This window comes from Terriglobus sp. YAF25 (assembly GCF_052113305.1).
In the GTDB taxonomy this organism is placed as follows: domain Bacteria; phylum Acidobacteriota; class Terriglobia; order Terriglobales; family Acidobacteriaceae; genus Terriglobus.
On record NZ_JBFRCY010000782.1, the window covers coordinates 1 to 2,049 of the forward strand.

Here is a 2,049-nt window from a genome sequence, read left to right on the forward strand (position 1 = left end):
TTGGCGACGGCGACAAGTGCTTCGGAGTTACGGCGATGATGGCCACCTTGCCGGGGTTGCCGATGTTCGGTCACGGTCAGATAGACGGGTTCACCGAGAAGTACGGCATGGAGTATCGGAGACCACGGTATGACGAGACTCCGAACCACTGGCTGGTGGAACGACATGAGCGCGAAATAGCTCCCTTGCTGCACCAGCGAGCACTCTTTGCCGAGAGCAGCAACTTCCTGCTCTATGATTTCTTCAACGACAACGGCACGGTGGACGAAAACGTCTTCGCTTACTCGAATCGGCGGGGAGACCAGCGCGGACTGGTACTCTACAACAACCGCTATTCCACGACAAAAGGGACCGTCGACTGGTCGGCAGCCTACGCAGACAAGCATTCGGGACAACTGCGCCAGCAACGATTAAAGGATGGTCTGGGTCTGAGCGGCGATCCCGCGATCATACTTAGATATCGCGATTCCCTGACCGGGCTGGAGTATCTGCGGCGCGCCCTGAATACGGCGGAGCACGGACTGCGCATCGAACTGCGCCCCTATCAATGCCACGTCTTTCTGGATTGGCGCGAGATGCGTGCGACCGCAGACAAACCATGGGACCGCTTGTGCGACGAGCTAAATGGGCGCGGCGTTGCCAATCTGGAAGATGAGCTAATCAACCTGGCCTTGCGGCCAGCACACGACGCCCTCCGCCGGCTGCTGGACCCGGCGCTGGTGCGAACACTCTCCGAGCTGTCTGAACTTCCGCAAGCGGCCAGAGGCTCGGAGAAACAGAAGAATATCGAGCGGCAGAAGGAGGAATTCCTTGAGACCGCATGGGTACGAAGCCAGGAGTTCTTGCTCGAATCACAGCTTGCATATCGCGCTCCCACAGGGGAACATCTCGCAGTCAGACCGACGAATCCAGCCTTGCTCGCGGAGAAATTCCACAAGCGTGTGCGCGCTGCGATGGACATCCCAGCTCTCGAGAGCCTGTTTCCTACGCCTTGGAACATCGGGGCCCGCCGATTACTGCCTAGCCTGATCCCGGAATTGATAGCCACCGCCATTTGGGGCCCAGTGCTCAGCTGGTGTGTCCTGGAACTGCTCGCGGAATCGATTGACGCTCAGAAACCGGAGCGCGCGGCACTCGATCTGTTTGATCGATTACGTCTGAGGGAACCTTTGGCACATTCTTTCTCAGCACTGGGATTCGAGGGGGAGGAAAGCTGGCGCGCGACAGCTCGAATCAAGGTTGCCCTGCTGGCTGAAGCTGAAGTGACCGCGCCCGAGACCTCCAGCACCACGGCCCTACCCGAAAGAGTGGAGACGGCGTTGATTGACAGCGTAACGACACCTGCAATCGCTACAGGCGCTGCTCCGGCCAAAGCGCCAGGCCAGCAGAAGCAAGCTCCCCCGACTCTCTCTCAAATCATGTGGCACGACGCGGATGTCCGCTGGCTAACCGGCGTACACGAGGCAAACGGGCGTACCTATTTCGTCAAAGAATCCTATGAGGAGTTGATTTGGTGGCTCCAGTTGCCGGTCCTGCGTAAGTTAGCCGGCAAGGCCGTGCCAGACCGCAGCGCAATCGTGGAGTTGAGTAAGGCAATCAAGGAGGCCCTGGAGGCAGCAACGTCCGCGGGCTACAGGCTTGATGTGCTCCTCGGGAACGACAAACCCGAAGCCGAGGCATGATCTGCCTAGGATGCGCCATTTCACTCTCTCGTCGAACTGGTAGTACATCGCTTTTCATTCTCCAAAGGGGGAGACGGATATCATGGCGGGGTGCGATTTCATCTGGCTAGCCTCGTTGAGGAATTTCGCCAGCACGCTGCGGAAACCGCGGTGGTTGCTTATCGAGGCAATCGGCGCTATCCGACGACGTATGGTGAACTCGCAGAGCTTGCCGGCCGCTTTGCTGCCGAACTGGAGCGCCGCGGAATGGCCCCAGGCGAACGGGTTGTGCTCTGGGGTGAGAACTCGGCGGAATGGCTGGGCGTCTTCTTCGGCTGTCTGCTGCGGGGAGTGATCGCGGTTCCATTGGACGCGGCAGGTTCGACCG

At 59.3% G+C, this 2,049-nt stretch carries 1 protein-coding gene and 1 pseudogene; both read left to right on the forward strand.

The genetic code is table 11. The features are described from left to right. A pseudogene (locus AB4043_RS23650) lies at positions 1 to 1,682 on the forward strand (alpha-amylase family glycosyl hydrolase); the annotation flags it as partial. A gap of 150 nt (positions 1,683 to 1,832) precedes the next feature. After that, a partial coding sequence (locus tag AB4043_RS23655; protein ID WP_442308273.1) for an AMP-binding protein occupies positions 1,833 to 2,049 on the forward strand: 217 nt, incomplete at its 3' end.